Genomic DNA, 17,297 nt, shown 5'->3' with positions numbered 1-17,297 from the left:
GGCGACAACGTGTCTGTTGTTGTTGAGCTGATCGTGCCGATCGCCATGGAAGAAGGCCTGCGCTTCGCTATCCGCGAAGGCGGCCGTACCGTCGGCGCCGGCGTCGTCGCCTCAATCGTCGAGTAATGAATTCGAATGCCGGGCGGCTTGCTCGCCCGGCATTCATTTTGTCCTGAAACTTGCGCATTGCGGGGAGAGGGACTATCAGGAGCAAGGGTCGTGTGAACGTCCTTCCTGAAGGGGTATAGCTCAGCTGGTAGAGCGACGGTCTCCAAAACCGTAGGTCGCGGGTTCGAACCCTGCTGCCCCTGCCAAATTTTGCTCTTGATCATTGGCTCCCGAGAGCTTAGATAGATGTCTCGGGTGAGGCGCGCGGAGTTTTCTGCGCGCCCACTCGTATTTAACAGACCGGAATCGGAATGGCCAAGACCAACCCCTTTACATTCACGCAGCAGGTGCGCTCCGAGGTGTCGAAAGTCACCTGGCCGACCCGCCGCGAAACCGCAATCACGACCGTCATGGTGTTTGTCATGGTGCTGGTTGCGTCGATCTTCTTCCTTGCTGCCGATCAGTTGATGGGCTGGGGGATTGGGTTGCTGCTCGGCGTTAACGGCTAACAGCTGTACGACGTCTGCGAGAGTTCAAAAGAAAAAGAAACGGATCTGAGGGTTATGGCCAAGCGCTGGTACATTGTGCACGCCTATTCGAATTTCGAGAAGAAGGTCGCCGATTCCATTCGCGAGAAGGCCGAACAGCAGGGTCTTTCCGATCTGTTCGAGGAAATTCTCGTCCCGATGGAAAAGGTCGTTGAAGTGCGCCGTGGCCGCAAGGTCGACGCTGAGCGCAAGTTCTTTCCCGGCTATGTGCTGGTGAAGATGGACATGACCAACGAGGCGTTCCACCTGATCAAGGACACTCCGAAGGTGACCGGCTTCCTTGGCTCTGATCAGAAGCCGATGCCGATTCCTGAAAAGGAAGCCATGCGGATCATCCATCAGGTCCAGGAAGGTGTCGATCGTCCGAAGCCGTCCGTGACCTTCGAGGTTGGCGAGCAGGTTCGCGTGTCCGATGGTCCTTTTGCGTCCTTCTCGGGCCTTGTCGAGGAAGTCGACGACGAGCGGGCCCGGCTCAAGGTTGCGGTCTCGATCTTTGGCCGTGCAACACCGGTCGAATTGGAATTCGGTCAGGTCGACAAGCTTTGATCTGACTGTACCGGCATCGCCATCTGGCGGTGCCTTCGTGTGTTCGTACCGTGCAAACGGTGCGGGCGTTTAGTGGGTGGTAGGTCACGGCATTCTTCGCCGGATGCCAGAATGGCCAGACCACCAACTCCTTTGATGTTCCGGCGGAATGTCGGAACAGACGCTATTGGAGATAAAAATGGCGAAGAAAATTGAAGGTTACCTGAAGCTGCAGGTGCCGGCCGGGTCTGCGACACCGTCGCCCCCCATTGGTCCGGCGCTCGGTCAGCGCGGTCTGAACATCATGGAATTCTGTAAGGCGTTCAACGCCCAGACCCAGGATGTTGAAAAGGGTGCTCCGTGCCCGACCGTCATCACCTACTTCTCTGACAAGTCCTTCACGTTCGAAGTGAAGACGGCTCCGGTCAGCTTCTTCCTGAAGAAGGCTGCAAAGCTGCAGAAGGGGGCTGCCACCCCTGGTCGTGGCACCGTCGGTTCCGTCAACAAGGCGCAGGTTCGCGAGATCGCTGAAGCCAAGATGAAGGATCTGAACGCCAACGACATCGATGCAGCAATGCTGATGGTTGAAGGCTCCGCCCGTTCCATGGGCCTCGAGGTAACGGAGTAAGGTCATGGCGAAGGTAGGAAAACGCATTCGTGCGGCCCGTGAGGGTCTCGACCGCGACGCAACTTACGCTCTCGACGAGGCGCTTGGCCTGGTCAAGGAACGTGGTACCGCGAAATTCGACGAAACTGTCGAGCTGGCAATCAACCTCGGCGTTGATCCGCGTCACGCAGACCAGATGGTCCGCGGCGTGTGCATTCTGCCGAACGGCACGGGCAAGACCGTCAAGGTTGCTGTCTTTGCACGTGGCGACAAGGCTGATGAAGCCAAGGCTGCTGGCGCAGATATCGTTGGTGCTGAAGAGCTGGTTGCTGAAGTCCAGTCCGGCAAGATCGATTTTGATCGCTGCATCGCGACACCTGACATGATGCCGCTCGTTGGTCGTCTCGGTAAGGTTCTCGGTCCGCGTGGCCTGATGCCGAACCCGAAAATCGGTACCGTGACGCCAGACGTTACTGCCGCTGTCAACGACGCCAAGGGCGGTGCCGTTCAGTTCCGCGTCGAGAAGGCTGGTATCGTTCATGCCGGTGTCGGCAAGGTTTCCTTCACCAAGGAAGCTCTGAGCGAGAACGTCAAGGCGCTCATCGATGCGATCCAGAAGGCAAAGCCGACCGGCGCAAAGGGTTCTTACCTGAAGCGTATTGCGGTGTCCTCGACCATGGGCCCTGGCATCAAGGTCGATCTGGGATCGATCGCGGCGGAATAATCCGCACTGCGGATTAAACGAGGCGGGTCTGACATAAGGCCCGCTTCGCAACAGTTTCCAACCGGGTAACCGGTTGGATCGGTTCGACGGGAAACCGCCGAACCACCCTGTCTCAGACTGCAGGTGCCGGGAAACCGGTTTAAGCCCTACGGGCCTGCATAGATGGGTGAGAACCGGATTGTCCCCGCAAGGGGAGGAATTGGTTCGAACCATGCCTTGCCGCGCGCTCCGCGTGTGCGAGGGGACAGGACCCCTGAGCGCCGTTTGTGGACGTTCCCGGGTTCGGGAACCGATAGCGAGCGGCAAAGGCAAACCGGTGGCGGCAACGCCACCAAATGGAGAAGGCAAGTGGAAAGAGCGGAAAAGCACGAGTTCGTGACAGCTCTCAACAGCGAGCTGGGTGATACCGGCGTCGTAGTTGTCGCGCACTATGCAGGTCTTTCGGTTTCACAGATGACGTCCCTTCGGTCGTCCGTCCGTGATGCTGGTGGCTCTGTCAAAGTGGCAAAGAACCGCCTTGTGAAACTTGCCCTTCAAGGCACGGAACTTGAGCACATTAGTGACCTGTTTCAGGGCCCGACTCTGATCGCCTATTCGGAAGATCCAGTCGCAGCCCCGAAAGCAGTCGCCGACTTCGCCAAGGCAAACGACAAGCTCGTTATCCTTGGTGGTGCTCTTGGCTCCACCAACCTGAACCCGGATGGGGTCAAATCACTGGCAACCATGCCGTCGCTCGATGAGCTGCGTGCAAAGCTGGTTGGCATGATTCAGACGCCAGCATCCAGGATCGCTCAGGTTGTCAACGCACCGGCCGGGCAGCTTGCCCGCGTCTTCGGCGCGTACGCCAAGAAGGACGAGGCCGCATAAGGCGCCTAAACACACTGTCTGTAACCAATTACTGGTTCGAATTTTAAGGTACTAAGAAAATGGCTGATCTCGATAAGCTCGTAGAAGACCTGTCTGCACTGACAGTTATGGAAGCTGCTGAACTGTCCAAGCTGCTTGAAGAAAAGTGGGGCGTCTCCGCCGCTGCTCCAGTTGCGGTTGCTGCCGCTGCTGGTGGTGCTGGTGAAGCTGCTGTTGAAGAAAAGACCGAGTTTGACGTTGTTCTGACCGCTGCTGGCGACAAGAAAATCAACGTCATCAAGGAAGTCCGCGCAATCACCGGTCTTGGCCTGAAAGAAGCTAAGGAGCTCGTAGAAAGCGCTCCTAAGCCGGTCAAGGAAGGCGCACCGAAGGACGAAGCTGAAGAACTGAAGAAGAAGCTTGAAGAAGCTGGCGCTTCCGTCGAGCTGAAGTAATCGGGTTTTAGAACCCTTGCGGTCCCGGGTTTCCGGGGCCGCATTCTTGCCCCGGCGGGTTTTCCCGTTTCCGGGGCGACTGTCCCAATAGGGGGACGGTTTTCCGAAGCGCCTGGGCCACGGCCCGATTGGATAAGGGGCGTTTCGGCCAGCCGTTACCCGGCCGATACGAGGAGCGACAATGACCCAAACGTTCAACGGTCGCAAAAAAGTCCGGAAATACTACGGATCCATCCGCGACGTTGCGGCAATGCCCAATCTCATCGAAGTGCAGAAAGCGTCTTATGACCAGTTTCTGCAGGTTGACGAGATGCCGGGTGGTGGCCGCAAGGTTGATGGCCTTGAAGCCGTCTTCCAGTCCGTGTTTCCGATTTCCGATTTTGCAGGAACGTCCCTTCTGGAATTCGTATCTTACGAGTTCGAGCAGCCCAAATACGACGTGGATGAGTGCCGCCAGCGTGGCATGACCTTCTCCGCGCCGCTCAAGGTGACGCTTCGTCTGATCGTTTTCGATGTTGATGAAGACACCGGCGCCAAGTCCGTCAAGGACATCAAGGAGCAGGACGTCTACATGGGCGACATGCCGTTCATGACGTCGAACGGCACCTTTGTCGTCAACGGCACCGAACGCGTGATCGTTTCCCAGATGCACCGCTCCCCTGGCGTGTTCTTCGATCACGATAAGGGCAAGACGCACTCTTCCGGCAAGCTCCTGTTTGCTGCGCGCGTCATTCCTTACCGTGGTTCGTGGCTCGACATCGAGTTTGACGCCAAGGACATTGTCCATGCGCGTATCGACCGCCGCCGCAAGATTCCGGTCACTTCGCTGCTGATGGCTCTTGGCCTCGACGGCGAAGAGATCCTCAACACCTTCTACAAGCGCATCGAATACAAGCGCGCCAAGGATGGTTCCTGGCGCATGCCGTTCGACGGCAGCCGTCTGAAGGGCACCAAGGCGTCTTTCGACCTTGTTGATGCCGACAGCGGTGAAGTCGTTGTTGAAAACGGCCGCAAGATCACGGCACGCACGATCAAGCAGCTGGCCGAAAAGGGTGTCGAAGCCCTGAAGGTCACTGATGAAGATCTGCACGGCCAGTACCTTGCCGAAGACCTTGTCGACGCAACCTCCGGTGAAATCTACTCGGAAGCTGGCGCTGAAATCACTGGCAAGGTTCTCGAAGAGCTGATCGAACACGGGTATCATGACCTGCCGATTCTCGACATCGACCACGTCAACACCGGTCCTTACATCCGCAACACGCTGGCTGCCGACAAGAACGAATCCCGTGAGGATGCGCTCTTCGACATCTACCGCGTCATGCGTCCGGGTGAGCCGCCCACGATCGACACCGCAGAGGCGATGTTCACGTCGCTGTTCTTCGATGACGAGCGCTACGATCTGTCCGCGGTTGGCCGCGTGAAGATGAACATGCGTCTCGACGTCGAGTGTGAAGACACGGTTCGGGTCCTTCGCAAGGAAGACATTCTCGAAGTCATTCGTGTTCTGCTTGAACTGCGTGACGGCAAGGGCGAGATCGACGACATCGACAACCTCGGCAACCGCCGTGTTCGTTCTGTCGGCGAGCTGATGGAAAATCAGTACCGCGTTGGCCTGCTGCGCATGGAACGTGCGATCAAGGAGCGTATGAGCTCTGTCGAGATCGACACGGTGATGCCGCAGGATCTGATCAACGCCAAGCCGGCAGCTGCTGCTGTTCGCGAGTTCTTCGGTTCTTCGCAGCTGTCGCAGTTCATGGATCAGACGAACCCGCTTTCGGAAGTCACTCACAAGCGTCGTCTTTCGGCTCTCGGCCCAGGTGGTCTGACCCGCGAGCGCGCAGGCTTTGAAGTCCGCGATGTTCATCCGACGCACTACGGCCGTATCTGCCCGATTGAAACGCCGGAAGGCCCGAACATCGGTCTGATCAACTCGCTTGCCACCTTCGCTCGCGTCAACAAGTACGGCTTCATTGAGAGCCCGTACCGCAAGGTGAAAGACGGCACGGTGACCGATGAGGTCGTCTATCTATCCGCGATGGAAGAGGCAAAGCACTACGTTGCCCAGTCCAACGCAGAATATGATGCAGACGGCAAGTTCACCACCGAGCTGATCACCTGTCGTCACGCAGGTGAAAACACCATGGTTCCGTCGGAACGCGTTGACCTCATGGACGTGTCGCCGAAGCAGCTTGTGTCAGTCGCAGCCTCGCTGATCCCGTTCCTTGAGAACGATGATGCGAACCGCGCTCTGATGGGCTCGAACATGATGCGTCAGGCCGTGCCGCTGGTACGCGCCGAAGCGCCTTATGTTGGAACCGGTATGGAAGCTGTCGTGGCTCGCGATTCCGGTGCTGCCATCGGCGCACGCCGGACAGGTATCGTCGACCAGGTCGATGCGACCCGTATCGTGATCCGCGCGACGGAAGATCTGGATCCGGGTAAGTCCGGCGTCGACATCTACCGTCTGATGAAGTTCCAGCGTTCCAACCAGAACACCTGTATCAACCAGCGTCCGCTGGTTCGGGTGGGCGATGTCATCACCAAGGGTGACATCATCGCTGACGGCCCGTCCACGGACCTTGGCGATCTGGCCCTCGGCAAGAACGTGCTCGTCGCGTTCATGCCCTGGAATGGCTACAACTTCGAGGATTCCATCCTTCTGTCCGAGCGCATCGTTTCTGACGATGTCTTCACGTCCATCCACCTTGAAGAATTCGAAGTGATGGCGCGCGATACCAAGCTTGGTCCGGAAGAGATCACCCGTGATATTCCGAATGTTTCCGAAGAGGCTCTCAAGAACCTCGACGAAGCGGGCATCGTCTACATTGGTGCAGAACTGCATCCGGGCGATATCCTTGTCGGCAAGATCACGCCGAAGGGCGAAAGCCCGATGACGCCGGAAGAAAAGCTCCTGCGCGCCATCTTTGGTGAAAAGGCTTCCGACGTACGCGATACCTCCCTGCGTCTGCCGCCGGGTGTTTCCGGTACTGTCGTCGAAGTGCGCGTCTTTAACCGCCACGGTGTGGAAAAAGACGAACGCGCGATGGCGATCGAGCGTGAGGAAATCGAACGTCTCGCGAAGGACCGTGACGATGAGCAGGCGATCCTGGACCGTAACGTCTACGGTCGTCTCGCTGAAATGCTTCTCGGCAAGACCGCCATCGGTGGTCCCAAGGGCTTCAAGAAGGACACCGCCCTCGATGGCGACCTCCTGAATGAATACCCGCGTTCGCAGTGGTGGCAGTTTGCCGTCGACGACGAAAAGTTCATGAGCGAAATCGAGGCTCTGCGCGGTCAGTATGACGACAGCCGCAAACGTCTCGAGCAGCGGTTTATCGACAAGGTCGAGAAGCTGCAGCGCGGTGATGAACTTCCGCCGGGCGTCATGAAGATGGTCAAGGTCTTTGTTGCCGTGAAGCGCAAGCTTCAACCGGGCGACAAGATGGCGGGCCGTCACGGCAACAAGGGTGTGGTCTCCAAGATCAATCCTTGCGAAGACATGCCGTTCCTGGAAGACGGAACGCACGTCGACATCGTGCTGAACCCGCTCGGCGTGCCATCGCGCATGAACGTCGGTCAGATTCTCGAAACGCACCTTGGCTGGGCTTGTGCCGGCATGGGCCAGCGTATCGGAGAACTCTACGACCAGTACCGCAAGTCGGGTGAAATCGATCAACTTCGTGGAAAGGTGATCGAGATCTATGGCGACAACCTGAAGGGCGACAGCGTCAAGGACTACGACGACGAAGGTGTCGTCCGCCTTGCCGAACAGCTCAAGAAGGGTGTGTCCATTGCGACGCCAGTCTTCGATGGTGCACGCGAGCCCGATGTCGTTGAAGCGCTCAACATTGCCGACCTGAAGCCGAGCGGTCAGTCGACCCTCTATGACGGCCGTACCGGTGAAGAGTTCGATCGGCAGGTGACCGTGGGCTACATCTACATGCTCAAGCTTCACCACCTCGTGGATGACAAGATCCACGCCCGTTCGATCGGCCCGTACTCGCTCGTTACCCAGCAGCCGCTGGGTGGTAAGGCGCAGTTCGGTGGCCAGCGCTTCGGTGAGATGGAGGTCTGGGCGCTTGAAGCTTACGGCGCAGCTTACACGCTGCAGGAAATGCTGACGGTCAAGTCGGATGACGTTGCCGGTCGTACGAAGGTCTATGAGGCCATCGTTCGCGGCGACGACACCTTCGAGGCGGGTATTCCGGAAAGCTTCAACGTGCTTGTGAAGGAAATGCGGTCCCTCGGTCTGAACGTTGAACTTCAGCGTACCGACCAAGCCCAAATCGAGGCAGAATCGGTTGCTGATGCAGCCGAATAACCTCAAGGGCATGAAAAAGACCGAATTAGGACTTGGAATGCCGGAAACGGGGAGGGAGCCAACGGGCTCGCTCCCCCTCCGCGCATTGAAGGAGATAGACCATGAATCATGAGGTCATGAACCTGTTCAATCAACAGGCTCCGACACAGACCTTCGACAATATCCGGATCTCGCTTGCGAGCCCGGAGAAGATCATGTCCTGGTCTTTCGGCGAAATCAAAAAGCCGGAAACGATCAACTACCGTACGTTCAAGCCTGAGCGGGACGGTCTGTTCTGTGCGCGTATCTTTGGCCCGATCAAGGACTACGAATGTCTTTGCGGGAAGTACAAGCGCATGAAGTACAAAGGCGTTATCTGCGAAAAGTGCGGTGTGGAAGTCACGCTGTCACGTGTTCGCCGTGAACGCATGGGCCACATCGAACTGGCAGCGCCTGTCGCGCACATCTGGTTCCTGAAGTCCCTACCGAGCCGCATCGGCCTTCTGCTCGACATGACGCTGAAGGATCTGGAGCGGGTTCTCTACTTCGAGAACTACGTCGTTCTCGAGCCGGGTCTGACACCGCTCAAGCAGCATCAGCTTCTGTCCGAAGAAGACTATGTCGCGGCGCAGGACGAGTATGGCGAAGACGCTTTCACCGGGATGATCGGTGCGGAAGCCATCCGAGAAATCCTGATGAGCCTCGATCTGGAGCGCATCAGCGAACAGCTGCGCGTCGAGATTGCGGAAGCGACGACCGAGCTGAAGCCGAAGAAGCTGGCAAAGCGCCTCAAGGTCATCGAAGCCTTCATGGAATCGGGCAACAAGCCCGAGTGGATGATCATGACCGTGGTTCCGGTGATCCCGCCGGATCTGCGTCCGCTGGTTCCGCTTGATGGTGGCCGGTTCGCGACTTCGGATCTGAACGATCTGTATCGCCGCGTTATCAACCGGAACAACCGTCTGAAGCGCCTGATCGAGCTGCGTGCTCCGGACATCATCATCCGGAACGAAAAGCGCATGCTGCAGGAGTCTGTTGACGCCCTGTTCGACAACGGCCGCCGTGGCCGTGTCATCACCGGTGCCAACAAGCGCCCGCTGAAGTCGCTGTCCGACATGCTCAAGGGCAAGCAGGGCCGCTTCCGTCAGAACCTTCTGGGTAAGCGCGTTGACTACTCCGGCCGTTCGGTCATCACAGTTGGTCCGGAACTCAAGCTGCACCAGTGCGGCCTGCCGAAGAAGATGGCGCTCGAGCTCTTCAAGCCGTTCATCTATTCCCGCCTTGATGCCAAGGGCTTCTCCTCAACGGTGAAGCAGGCGAAGAAGCTGGTGGAAAAAGAGCGGCCGGAAGTCTGGGATATCCTCGACGAAGTGATCCGTGAGCACCCGGTTCTCCTGAACCGCGCGCCGACGCTTCACCGTCTTGGCATCCAGGCGTTCGAACCGACCCTGATCGAAGGTAAGGCGATTCAGCTGCACCCGCTCGTTTGTACTGCGTTCAACGCTGACTTCGACGGTGACCAGATGGCGGTTCACGTACCGCTTTCCCTGGAAGCGCAGCTTGAAGCACGTACGCTGATGATGTCCACGAACAACATTCTGCATCCGGCGAACGGTGGCCCGATCATCGTTCCCTCGCAGGATATTGTTCTGGGTCTCTACTATCTGTCGATCATGGCAGAGAACGAGCCGGGCGAAGGCATGGTGTTCAGTGACATTGGCGAGATCCATCATGCGATCGCGAACAAGGTCATCACGCTGCACACGAAGATCCGTGGCCGCTACCGGAACATCGATGCTGATGGCAATGAAGTCAGCGAGATTTTCGAAACCACACCGGGCCGGATGCTCATCTCCGAGCTGCTGCCCAAGCATCATGAAGTCCCGTTTGACGCTTGTAACAAGCTGATGACGAAGAAGGACGTCTCCAAGATGATCGACACGGTCTACCGTGCCTGCGGTCAGAAAGAGACGGTCATCTTCTGTGACCGCATCATGCAGCTTGGTTTCTCCAACGCTTGCCGCGCTGGTATTTCCTTCGGTATGGACGACATGGTTATCCCGGACACCAAGCAGAAGCTTGTGGCCGAGACATCCGCGCTCGCAACCGAATACGAACAGCAGTACAACGACGGTCTGATCACCCAGGGTGAGAAGTACAACAAGGTCGTTGATGCTTGGGCGAAGTGCACCGACAAGGTCGCCGACGAGATGATGGCCCGCATTAAGGCTGTTCAGGTCGACGAGGAGACCGGACGTCAAAAGCCGATGAACTCGGTTTACATGATGTCGCACTCCGGTGCTCGTGGTTCGCCCCAGCAGATGAAGCAGTTGGCCGGTATGCGTGGTCTGATGGCCAAGCCGTCGGGCGAGATCATCGAAAACCCGATCATCTCGAACTTCAAGGAAGGCCTCTCGGTTCTGGAGTACTTCAACTCCACGCACGGTGCCCGTAAGGGTCTGGCCGATACGGCTCTGAAGACAGCGAACTCGGGATACCTGACCCGTCGTCTTGTTGACGTTGCGCAGGACTCGATCATCATCGAGCAGGACTGTGGTTCCGAGCGCGGTATTACCGTTGCTCCGATCGTCGATGCCGGTAACGTCATTGCAAACCTTGGCATGCGCGTTCTTGGCCGGACAACGGCTGAAGACGTCTACAACCACCAGACGGGCGAAATCATCGTTCCGAAAGGCCGGTTGATCGACGAGAAAGATGTTGATCTCATCGAAGCCGCGAAGGTTCAGCAGATCAAGATCCGCTCGGTTCTGACCTGTGAAACCGAGACCGGCGTCTGTGCGACCTGCTACGGTCGTGACCTTGCACGCGGTACCCCAGTGAACATGGGTGAAGCTGTCGGTGTCATCGCCGCGCAGTCGATCGGCGAACCGGGTACCCAGCTGACCATGCGTACCTTCCACATTGGTGGTACGGCTCAGGTGGTGGATTCATCGTTCATCGAATCCAACGTTGACGGCACGATCTCCATGCGCAACCGCGCTGTGGCCCGTGACTCTGAGGGCAATCTCATTGCTCTGGTCCGGAACATGTCGATCGTTGTGACGGATAGCGACGGCAACGAGCGTGCGGTGCACCGTGTCACATACGGCTCAAAGCTGCATGTTGACGAGGGCGACAACGTTAAGCGTGGCCAGCGGATCGCCGAATGGGATCCATACACCCGTCCGATGCTTTCGGATGTTGACGGTGTCGTGGACTTCGAGGATCTGGTTGACGGTGCCTCTGTTCAGGAAACCGCCGATGAGGCGACTGGCATCACCAAGCGTGTTGTCATCGACTGGCGTTCCAATCAGCGCAGTCAGGACCTGAAGCCTGCGATCGTCGTCAAGAACGACAAGGGAGAGGTCGCCAAGACAACACGTGGCAGCGATGCACGGCTGTTGCTTTCTGTGGACTCGATCCTGTCGGTGCAGCAGGGCGCAGTTGTAAAAGCTGGTGACGTTCTGGCGCGTCTTCCTCTGGAAAGCGCCAAGACCAAGGACATCACCGGTGGTCTGCCGCGCGTTGCGGAACTGTTCGAAGCCCGCCGTCCGAAAGACCATGCGATTATCGCGGAAGTCACCGGTACGATCCGCTTCGGCCGCGACTACAAGAACAAGCGTCGCATCATCATCGATCCGGCGGACGAGGCGCTCGAGCCCGTCGAATACCTCATCCCGAAGGGCAAGCACTTCCATCTTCAGGAAGGCGATGCCATTGAAAAGGGTGAGTATGTACTCGACGGTAATCCGGCACCGCATGACATCCTGGCGGTCAAGGGCGTGGAGGCACTTGCGGCCTATCTCGTCAACGAGATCCAGGAAGTCTATCGTCTGCAGGGTGTGACCATCAACGATAAGCACATCGAGGTGATTGTTCGCCAGATGCTGCAGAAGATCGAGATCACCGACAGCGGCGACACCGAATTCTTCCCGGGCGAGCAAATCGACCGGATCGAATTCGAGGAAGCCAACGAAAAGGCGGTCAACGAAGCCAAGCAGCCAGCCAAGGGCAACCCGGTTCTTCTGGGGATCACCAAGGCTTCCCTGCAGACGCGTTCGTTCTTCTCGGCAGCGTCGTTCCAGGAAACCACGCGCGTTCTTACCGACGCAGCGGTCACCGGCAAGGTCGATCCGTTGGTCGGCCTCAAGGAGAACGTTATCGTGGGTCGTCTGATCCCGGCCGGTACGGGCGGGGTGATGAAGCGCATTCGCCAGATTGCGAGCCATCGCGACGACCTTATTCAGGACGCGCAGCGTCAGCAGTCTTCCGAAAGCGCGGCCGAAGGCCTGCTTCAAGACCTGAGCGGTGCGGCAGAATAAGCCCTGCGATGTGTGAGACTTTGAAAGGCCGCCTCCGGGCGGCCTTTCTTTTAGGTAAAGCCAAACCCGAAGGAGTTTCGGAATGACTGACCAGGAAGAGGTTCTGGATCCGACCGTCTACATTGTGATCGGCCGCGTGTGGGATACTGAAGAGGGTACGGAAGACAACGCCATCACCATCCACGCGATGCTGCGCGCTGCTGATGATGACGATGCTGTGCGCAAGACGCTCGAGGCACTGTCAGGGCAGGGGTATGTCGAAGCCGAGCTGGACCAGATCGGCGTTATGGACGGCGAACCGGATGAGCCCGTCTATGAAGGCGCCTATCACGATGCCCTGGCCGGTAATGTCGCGATCGTCAAATTTGAAGCTGATTGACCTTGACCCGCTGACAACCGGCAAGGGGAGGGCGCCCTTAGAAGGTTTGCGCGCCATGTGGGCCAGACGTTCAAAGATGCCGAATTCCTAGGCGAGAGCTGCGCACATGTTGGAATTGTCAAAGTCAGATTTGGCAATTAGCCTTTACGGGTGCGTTTCTCGTGATGTCGACTGATGACGAGGCAGTGCATATGCAAGCCAATTCAAACTCAACCCAGAGGGTTAGAACATGAAATCTGTCTACGTCGGGATCGCCATGATTGCCTCGCTTGTTGCGGGCGCCGGCTCTTCTCTGGCTGCTGAGCCAACTTTCCTCAATTCCGGAAAGGTCTCGCCGACCACTTTGCCGTTCTCCGAGCTCGTGGAAGCAGGTGATACGCTCTATCTGTCGGGGCAAATTGGAAATGTGCCTGGAAGCTTGAAATTGGCCGAAGGCGGAATTTCAGCTGAAACGACACAGGTCATGGACAACATCAAGACCTCCCTGGAAGCCCACGGCTATGCAATGACCAACTTGGTGAAGTGCACGGTCATGCTGGCGGATATTTCCGAATGGGGCGCTTTCAATGATGTCTACAAGGGCTATTTTGAAGCTGGCAGGTTTCCAGCGCGCGCAGCCTTCGGTGCCAGCGGTCTTGCTCTCGGTGCACGCGTCGAAGTCGACTGTATCGGCGTGAAGTGACGATACGCAGATCTTTGTTGATCAAACGAGGGAGGGGCTTGTCTGACAAGCCTCCTTTTTCTTTGCCTGGTCCCGACGGTAATCGCTGAAGAGAACTACCGCGCGATTCCGGTAGGCGACAAAAAGTATGGCAGTGAACATCATTCGCGGAATGAGTGCATGGCGGCTATGCGAATCCGGACGATCGATTCCATGGGTTGTTTGTGCGGGAATGAATCAGCAGGTTAACGAAGGATTCATTTCGTCGCCGGGGTTTGAACCCGGCTAAAGAAATAACCTTTCGTTTCCAAAGCCCGACTGCATGTAAAGTTGCGTCCGGGCAGCGACCTAAATGGCGAAAAACCGGGAAAAGGCCTGAATCGGCACATTCTCCGAATTTTCCAACAAAGCACTTGACGCAAAGGGTGCGTCTGAGTAGTTTCCGCGCATCCCGAAGGCAGGCGGTAAGTTCTCCTGAGTTCAAGCGCGCCAAGTGCTGGACCTAAAGACCTTAAACGCTGCCGGGTTCATATAGGCGAATACGCGTCGATTGCATGACCGCGAGGCAACTCGTGGTCCTCTGGTTTCCGCAGCGCTGACTGATCCTTAATTGGATCGGCGGCGCGATTCTGCATGTGCAGTCTCAGTGGTGATCAGGGTATGCATAAGAATTTTTGGATGGACGAGGTAAAGGGCACAGAATGCCGACCATCAACCAGCTGATCCGCAAGCCGCGGAAAGATCCGCCAAAGCGGAACAAGGTGCCGGCCATGGAGGCCTGCCCGCAAAAGCGTGGTGTTTGCACCCGCGTTTACACGACGACGCCGAAGAAGCCGAACTCGGCTCTGCGTAAGGTGGCCAAAATCCGCCTGACCAACGGCTTCGAAGTCATCGGTTACATTCCGGGTGAAGGTCACAACCTTCAAGAACACTCGGTTGTCATGATCCGCGGCGGCCGCGTGAAGGATTTGCCGGGTGTGCGCTACCACATTATCCGTGGTGTGCTCGATACCCAGGGCGTCAAGGATCGTAAGCAGCGCCGGTCCAAATACGGCGCCAAGCGGCCGAAGTAAGAGGTACATTACATGTCCCGTCGTCACCGCGCAGAGAAACGCGAAATCAACCCGGATCCTAAGTTCGGGGATATTGTCGTCACCAAGTTCATGAACTCGATCATGTACGACGGCAAGAAGTCGACCGCCGAACGCATCGTTTATGGCGCATTCGACATCATCGAAAACAAGACCCGCGAGAACCCGATCGAGGTGTTCCATGCGGCTCTTGAAAACGTGATGCCTCAGGTAGAAGTGCGCTCCCGCCGTGTTGGTGGTGCGACCTACCAGGTTCCGGTCGAAGTACGTACGGAGCGTCGTCAGGCACTCGCAATTCGCTGGCTGATTACTGCAGCGCGCAACCGGAACGAGACCACCATGGTCGACCGTCTTTCCGGTGAAATGCTCGATGCAGCAAACAACCGTGGAACCGCTGTTAAGAAGCGCGAAGATACGCACCGGATGGCTGATGCCAACCGCGCCTTCTCGCACTACCGCTGGTAATCTGGACTCGGAAGGGCTGACGCTATGTCGCGCACGCATAAAATCGAGGACTACCGTAACTTCGGCATCATGGCTCACATTGATGCTGGCAAGACGACCACTACTGAGCGGATCCTCTACTACACCGGCAAGAGCCACAAGATCGGTGAAGTTCATGATGGCGCAGCCACCATGGACTGGATGGAGCAGGAGCAGGAGCGTGGTATCACCATTACCTCCGCTGCTACGACTGCGTTCTGGAACGATAAGCGCCTGAACATCATCGACACCCCGGGCCACGTTGACTTCACCATTGAAGTTGAACGCTCGCTGCGTGTTCTCGATGGTGCTGTTGCACTTCTCGATGCCAACGCCGGTGTCGAGCCGCAGACCGAGACTGTTTGGCGTCAGGCCGACAAGTACAACGTCCCGCGGATGATCTTCGTCAACAAGATGGACAAGCTCGGCGCCGATTTCGATCGCTGCTGCGAGATGATCAAGACCCGTCTTGGTGCCAACGCGCTGGTTATGCAGCTGAACGTTGGTGCAGAGAACGAATTCGCTGGCGTTATCGATCTTCTGAAGATGAAGGCTCTTATCTGGCAGGCTGAAAACCTCGGCGCTGCTTGGGATGAAGTTGAAATCCCGGACGATCAGAAAGAGCGCGCACAGGCTGCACGCGATGCCATGATCGAGACAGCTGTCGAGATCGACGAAGAAGCCATGGAAGCCTACCTGGAAGGCGAAGAGCCGACCAACGAGAAGCTCAAAGAGCTGATCCGCAAGGGCACCATTGCTGGCAACTTCGTTCCGGTTTTCTGCGGTTCTGCGTTCAAGAACAAAGGCGTTCAGCCTCTTCTCGACGCTGTTGTCGACTACCTGCCGAGCCCGGTCGAGGTTCCTGCCATTAAGGGCATCGATCCGAAGACCGAAGGCGAAGCCGAGCGTAAGTCTGACGACAATGAGCCGCTCAGCCTGCTCGCGTTCAAGATCGCGAACGATCCGTTCGTCGGCTCCCTGACTTTCTGCCGGATCTACTCCGGTGTGTTGAACAAGGGTTCGACCCTGACCAACACGGTCAAGGACAAGAAAGAGCGCGTCGGTCGTATGATGCAGATGCACTCGAACTCCCGTGAAGACATCGACGTTGCCTATGCTGGCGACATCGTTGCGATCGCAGGCCTCAAGGACACCACAACCGGCGACACCCTGTGTGATCCGCTGAAGCCGGTGATCCTGGAGCGCATGGAGTTCCCTGAGCCGGTCATCGAGATCGCTATCGAGCCGAAGACCAAGGCTGACCAGGAAAAGATGGGCGTCGCGCTGAACAAGCTCGCAGCCGAAGATCCTTCATTCCGCGTCAAGTCGGACGAAGAATCCGGTCAGACCATCATCGCCGGTATGGGCGAGCTGCACCTCGACATTCTCGTCGATCGCATGAAGCGTGAATTCAAGGTGGAAGCGAACATCGGTGCGCCGCAGGTGGCTTACCGTGAAACAATCACCAAGGCAGCTGATGTGGATTATACCCACAAGAAGCAGTCCGGTGGTTCGGGTCAGTTCGCTCGCATCAAGTTCACCCTTGAGCCGTCCGAGCCGAACGAAGGCTATGTCTTCGAGAGCAAGGTCGTCGGTGGCAACATTCCTAAGGAATACATCCCAGGTGTTACCAAGGGTATCGAAAGCGTCATGTCGTCCGGCCCGCTGGCTGGCTTCCCGATGCTCGATGTCAAGGTGACGCTCACCGATGGTGCCTACCATGACGTTGACTCCTCTGTTCTCGCCTTCGAGATCGCCGGCCGTGCCGGCTTCCGTGAAGGTGTTCAGAAGGCAGGTCCGAAGCTCCTTGAGCCGGTCATGAAGGTCGAGGTTGTTACCCCGGAAGATTACATGGGTGACGTTATTGGTGACCTGAACTCCCGTCGTGGCCAGATTGCTGGCACCGAAAACCGCGGGATTGTAACGGTCATCACCGCAATGGTCCCACTGGCCAACATGTTTGGCTACGTGAACAACCTGCGGTCCATGTCCCAGGGACGTGCCCAGTACTCGATGGTCTTCGATCACTACGAGCAGGTGCCTCAGGCAGTCGCCGAAGAGGTCCAGGCGAAATACGCCTGACCTCACCTCAGTTAAGAAATTAGAGAAAGCGGAGTAATCCGATGGCGAAGGAAAAATTTGAGCGTAACAAGCCTCACGTCAACATTGGCACGATTGGCCACGTTGACCACGGCAAGACGACGCTTACGGCTGCAATCACGATGACGCTGGCTGAAGCTGGCGGCGC

The 17,297-nt window shown here is 57.3% G+C and carries 15 protein-coding genes and 1 tRNA gene; all 16 read left to right on the top strand.

Features of this window, described 5'->3' with window-relative positions:
• Positions 1 to 126 (top strand): EF-Tu C-terminal domain-related protein (locus IG617_RS21375; RefSeq protein ID WP_476705545.1); only part of this gene is annotated, 126 nt, incomplete at its 5' end.
• 112 nt (positions 127 to 238) lie between these two features.
• A tRNA-Trp gene (locus tag IG617_RS21370) sits at positions 239 to 314 on the top strand.
• 105 nt (positions 315 to 419) lie between these two features.
• Positions 420 to 617, top strand: a complete 198-nt coding sequence (gene secE, locus IG617_RS21365; RefSeq protein WP_192111268.1) for a preprotein translocase subunit SecE — start codon at positions 420 to 422, stop codon at positions 615 to 617.
• Between the two features lie 54 nt (positions 618 to 671).
• Positions 672 to 1,202 (top strand): transcription termination/antitermination protein NusG, encoded by a 531-nt coding sequence (gene nusG / locus IG617_RS21360; RefSeq protein ID WP_192111267.1) that lies wholly within the window; start codon positions 672 to 674, stop codon positions 1,200 to 1,202.
• Positions 1,203 to 1,380: 178 nt separating this feature from the next.
• Complete coding sequence (rplK, locus tag IG617_RS21355; protein ID WP_153768568.1) at positions 1,381 to 1,809, top strand: 50S ribosomal protein L11; 429 nt, start codon at positions 1,381 to 1,383, stop codon at positions 1,807 to 1,809.
• A gap of 4 nt (positions 1,810 to 1,813) precedes the next feature.
• Positions 1,814 to 2,512 carry a 50S ribosomal protein L1 gene (rplA, locus tag IG617_RS21350; protein WP_153768569.1) on the top strand — a complete coding sequence of 233 codons (699 nt, stop codon included), beginning with the start codon at positions 1,814 to 1,816 and terminating at the stop codon, positions 2,510 to 2,512.
• A 348-nt stretch (positions 2,513 to 2,860) separates the two neighbouring features.
• Positions 2,861 to 3,379 (top strand): 50S ribosomal protein L10, encoded by a 519-nt coding sequence (rplJ, locus tag IG617_RS21345; protein WP_192111266.1) that lies wholly within the window; start codon positions 2,861 to 2,863, stop codon positions 3,377 to 3,379.
• 59 nt (positions 3,380 to 3,438) lie between these two features.
• On the top strand, positions 3,439 to 3,813 hold the full coding sequence (rplL, locus tag IG617_RS21340; RefSeq protein WP_192111265.1) for a 50S ribosomal protein L7/L12: 375 nt from the start codon (positions 3,439 to 3,441) through the stop codon (positions 3,811 to 3,813).
• A gap of 181 nt (positions 3,814 to 3,994) precedes the next feature.
• On the top strand, positions 3,995 to 8,134 hold the full coding sequence (gene rpoB / locus IG617_RS21335) for a DNA-directed RNA polymerase subunit beta (RefSeq protein WP_192111264.1): 4,140 nt from the start codon (positions 3,995 to 3,997) through the stop codon (positions 8,132 to 8,134).
• Positions 8,135 to 8,235: 101 nt separating this feature from the next.
• Positions 8,236 to 12,435: a DNA-directed RNA polymerase subunit beta' gene (gene rpoC / locus IG617_RS21330; RefSeq protein ID WP_192111263.1), complete on the top strand. Its 4,200-nt coding sequence runs from the start codon at positions 8,236 to 8,238 to the stop codon at positions 12,433 to 12,435.
• Positions 12,436 to 12,517: 82 nt separating this feature from the next.
• A complete protein-coding gene (locus IG617_RS21325) occupies positions 12,518 to 12,814 on the top strand; it encodes a regulator (RefSeq protein WP_192111262.1) in 297 nt (98 codons plus the stop codon).
• A 229-nt stretch (positions 12,815 to 13,043) separates the two neighbouring features.
• Positions 13,044 to 13,496: a RidA family protein gene (locus IG617_RS21320; protein WP_192111261.1), complete on the top strand. Its 453-nt coding sequence runs from the start codon at positions 13,044 to 13,046 to the stop codon at positions 13,494 to 13,496.
• A 680-nt stretch (positions 13,497 to 14,176) separates the two neighbouring features.
• Positions 14,177 to 14,548: a 30S ribosomal protein S12 gene (gene rpsL / locus IG617_RS21315; RefSeq protein ID WP_006936459.1), complete on the top strand. Its 372-nt coding sequence runs from the start codon at positions 14,177 to 14,179 to the stop codon at positions 14,546 to 14,548.
• 12 nt (positions 14,549 to 14,560) lie between these two features.
• Positions 14,561 to 15,031: a 30S ribosomal protein S7 gene (gene rpsG / locus IG617_RS21310; RefSeq protein WP_192111260.1), complete on the top strand. Its 471-nt coding sequence runs from the start codon at positions 14,561 to 14,563 to the stop codon at positions 15,029 to 15,031.
• Between the two features lie 24 nt (positions 15,032 to 15,055).
• Positions 15,056 to 17,131, top strand: coding sequence for an elongation factor G (fusA, locus tag IG617_RS21305; protein ID WP_192111259.1), 2,076 nt, complete (start codon positions 15,056 to 15,058; stop codon positions 17,129 to 17,131).
• A gap of 41 nt (positions 17,132 to 17,172) precedes the next feature.
• Positions 17,173 to 17,297 (top strand): GTP-binding protein (locus IG617_RS21300; protein ID WP_254170513.1); only part of this gene is annotated, 125 nt, incomplete at its 3' end.

This window comes from Roseibium polysiphoniae (assembly GCF_014842925.1).
Classification (GTDB): Bacteria; Pseudomonadota; Alphaproteobacteria; order Rhizobiales; family Stappiaceae; genus Roseibium; species Roseibium polysiphoniae.
This window is presented reverse-complemented; position numbering and strand designations above follow the sequence as displayed.